The sequence below is a fragment of the uncultured Nostoc sp. genome, assembly GCF_964245445.1.
Taxonomy (GTDB): domain Bacteria; phylum Cyanobacteriota; class Cyanobacteriia; order Cyanobacteriales; family Nostocaceae; genus Nostoc.
The window spans coordinates 1-4096 of sequence record NZ_CAXTNE010000440.1; the positions used below are offsets into that span (position 1 = coordinate 1).

Here is a 4096-nt window from a genome sequence, read left to right on the forward strand (position 1 = left end):
AATCGCGCCCCCGTTCCCTGCATTGCCTGAATCAGAGTGCGAGGAAGATAACAAATCGCCAGTAGTAATGCTGCCCTTTCTAGCGGAGAATATAATGTCCCCTCCCTTGCCACCGATGCTCGAAGAAGTATCGATATTGCCAACACTAATCCCTAGTAGCAGCTCTGAAGTAGCCGTGAACCCTGTACCTTCAGCATTCTGAGGCAGGTTAGGAGTGTTGACTGCGGCTAACCCTGCCCGTAAAATCACCGATGGACAACTTGTGAGTGTAGCGAAATCTGGATCGGTTGTGGGAATACCGCCCACACATCCCGCAAAACCCGCTACACACTCAGCTCCTGTAATAGTAATATTTCCACCCTGAATACTGCCCGTTGCTTCAACCTTCAGACCAACGCCTGTATAGTCCCCAAACAGAACATCCCCATTCGCTTGAATAATCGGGTCAAACATACTGACAAAGTTACCCGGTGTGCCTGAACTGGTGAGCATCGACAGGTTACCACCACTCTCAAAGTGAGCATCAAGAGAAATATCGCCATCACTGACTAGGTTGAGATTCCCCCCACTCCCAATCTTTGAGAGGGGATGGGAAAGCGCCAAGATATCAATATTCTGGTTGCCTTGAATGGTTAGATTTCTCCCAGAAGTAGCAATAATTGGGCTAGTGATCGCATCGCGCACTTTCACCGTATCAGTTGCCTGTAACGTCAAATCTCCCCCAGCAAGTAACTGTCCCTGCAAGTCGAGATTACCCGCCGCTAAAGTCAGATGTTTCGGTGTTGATAAATTCCCCCGGTTAATAATCGAACCCGGTTGACTAGCAACTGCATTAAAAAACAGCGCTCCCGGAGTCACAGACAGTAAACTACTCGTTTGCGGTTGTGCTGCACTGAAATAGCCACTATCACCCAACTGTACGCGATCGGCTGTCGTCGCCACAAATGACCCCTTAATATCCAAACTGGCATTTGCACCAAATACAATTCCGTTCGGATTGAGTAAAAACAAATTCGCCCCACCCAAAACCCCTAACCTACCCAAGATGTTAGAAGGATTATTGCCCGTAACCCTAGTTAAAATGTTCTCAATTCCAGCAGGATTAGCAAAATAAACACCCCTGCCTTCACCCACATTAAACTTCCCAAAACTGTGAAACAGGTTAGCGCCGCGAGTTGCTCCACCATCAATGCGATCGCCTTGAATTCCCTGTATACTGACATTAGGTGTAACAACAGAACCTTCAGCACCTAGCGTCTTGTCAGGCACGATTTGAGCTAAGACATTCTCGCTTACTCCTATTGAGAGTGCCGCGACTAAAGCGACACAACCCCCAATCTTCCACTCCAAACCTCGATCGAACCAGCTTTTAATAATCATTTGGTAGTTTTCTTAATATTTTTGCAAACCTCTACGCGCCCATATCTCAATCACCTCTATAAGATGTATTTTCCGTATTTACCTCTCTTTATAGAGTTGGTTTTTTTGACGCCGACTTATTTAAATTAATTAGGATAAGTAAGCTGGCACAATCAAACCAAACTATGTAAAGAAAAGTAAACAAGGCTCAAGCCCTTTTTCTCCCTACCCCTGCAATAACTGCTTTATCCCAATGAGAATTCTTGACGCCGACCTACTTAACCTGAATTCGGGATAAGGAAAGGAGCAGGTAGTAAGCTGAAAATAACGACAAATCCAGCAACCTGCCCTATGTTTAGTTTAGAGCTTTATTCTGCCATGTAGACGATTTCTGTCAGATATTTGAAGTGCAATGGCGCAAAAAGCTGTTGAGTAATGGAGGAATCAGACGTAACCGGAAAAGAAGTCTATGTTTGAGCGAGATAATCACGATTCTTGTTGCTTTCCATCAAACTCACTATTGGAATTTCAAGTATTTTTATTTGAATCAAGTGAAACAACAATGGAGTCATGCTTTTCCATGCTCTATGCTCCAAGGAATTTGCAGTGTAAAGGTGATCCACTTCTGCTCGCTAGATACAATAATGGTGCTTTGGAGTTGTTCCACTCGCTTACGAAGCAATGCCAGCCCCAATCCTGTTCCTTTATGCTTCCAAGGGTTATGACTGGGAATGCGGTAGAATTTATCGAAGATATGAGCAAGTTCATCTTTAGAAATTTCTATACCAGAATTGCTCACGCTTAATCGCAAAGTTGACGGTGTGCCACGTAGCAATACTGCAATAGTTTCGTTGGCAGGAGTATATTTGTAGGCATTGTTGAATAGCTCCACTAAAATACCCTCTAATTGGAAGAAATCAGTAGTTAAGACAGGTATTTGAGTCGGAATATCTATGTGCAATTGTTGCTGCTGAGTACAAAATCGTTCTTCAAAAGGTTCAAGAATCTGAAGAATCCATGAACTAGGATTCTTGCTGGTTAGCACTAATGGTTCGGTCTTGGTATCAAGACGAGTTAAATCCAGCAGGTCATTAATCAGATTCATTTCTCGCTGGCATTCATCTCGTAAAATTCGCAGATAACGAGTGGCACTACTGTGTCTAGGTTCAAGTGTCTGTGATTGTTTCAAAATAGCTTCTAACATCTCAATTGCCATTCTGATGTTAGTCATGGGTGTGCGTAACTCATGTGAAACTGTACTTACGAAATCATCTTTAAGATGATTCAATCGTTCAAGTTCCTCAATTCGCTGTTGAGATGCCTGATCTAAACGGGCTTGACGAATAGCAAAAGCACATTCATTTGCGACCTGTTGCACCAGCCCGATTTCTAGCTCATTAAAGGCATCCGTTCTCTGTTTGAATAGCCAAAGGTCTCCTAAAATGGCTTGATTATCAATAATCGGGCAAGCCAAAATTGCCAACGGCTTGCGAACCGCGCTAACATCTATTTCACAGAATTGGAAATGCTCACCTTGCAGAAGCTGACGGTACACTTCAGGGAAAGCGTTCATGAAAACTACCTGACCAACAGATGAAAGTGACGAGGCAATAGTTTCATATTCAGAGGTTGTGTACTGATAAAGGAGAGTGGAAGTGGCAGATTCGAGGTTATAGGAAGCTGTATGGCAGCAGATTGTACCTAACACCAGGGTTAATTCCTGCACAACCACTTGCAATATCTGACTTTCGTCCAGACTGTTGCGAATTTGATCAGTGATCCGTTTGAGTCTTACTTCAAAGTCCAGTGCTTGCTGCAACTGAGCGATTCGCTTTTGTACCTGGCGTTCAAGCTCCATATTGAGACGTTCTAAAAGCAGTTTCACCTGCTTGCGCTTGGTGATGTCGTGTAATTTTATTTAGATATGAGGCGACAGATCAGTGCATAATCAGACCATCAGGTAAGCGATCAGACTCGAATGACACGCTTGTTAAGCGCAAACCCCAGATATAACTGGCTTTTGGGTGTGGGGTGTGGGGTTGCAGGTTTGGGGAATCAAGAAAATGTTGAACTCCTTGACGCAACTAAAGTTTAATTGTCTTAAACACGAACCTGCAACCCTACCCTCAACAAGATAGCCAAGCGCGAAGTTTCACGTTTTCAAGCGTGACATTCGATTCAGAATCTACAACTATAACTTTTTGGTTCGATTTTCTACAGTGTGCTCGGTCGGTGGATTACCTTGTTTTTCTCCTTAATGAATCATTACTTGTATAACGAGTGCTACTAACGCTTGTTCATCTGTAATAGTTCGATTTCCTATTCAAAACTAATAGGTTGCCCTTTCAGATTTGGTCAAAAGACCCATCCGAAAACTAAATTTTCGTAAAGATAGGACATATAATTTTATTTTTATAAATCCTAATATCTACCATATATAGCTTTGGCGGATTGTATAGCATAATAAATTGTGTTAACGCTTAAACTTTAAAAATCCTATTTTTTGTTTATAAACTATCATTAACTATCCCAAACCCTTATTGCTATGTTGAGCGAAGACATATAAGCACCCTTTAAAACCCTTGTACAGAATGGGTTATAAATTTACGGACAAGTCTAAAGATATTTGCTAATTTTCTCTCCTTTCTATTGTTTGTTTTCTTCAAAGAGCAGTGTTTTTGCCTGCTTGATAAATACAATAAAAGAAGCTATTAGATAATGCATTGGGTGCTTGTGC

2 protein-coding genes are annotated in these 4096 nt (G+C 42.3%); both read right to left on the reverse strand.

Features of this window, described 5'->3' with window-relative positions:
• A partial coding sequence (locus ACFE90_RS36805) for a filamentous hemagglutinin N-terminal domain-containing protein (protein ID WP_375507178.1) occupies positions 1–1380 on the reverse strand: 1380 nt, incomplete at its 3' end.
• 547 nt (positions 1381–1927) lie between these two features.
• A complete protein-coding gene (locus tag ACFE90_RS36810) occupies positions 1928–3244 on the reverse strand; it encodes an ATP-binding protein (RefSeq protein ID WP_375507179.1) in 1317 nt (438 codons plus the stop codon).
• Between the last annotated feature and the right edge of the window lie 852 nt (positions 3245–4096).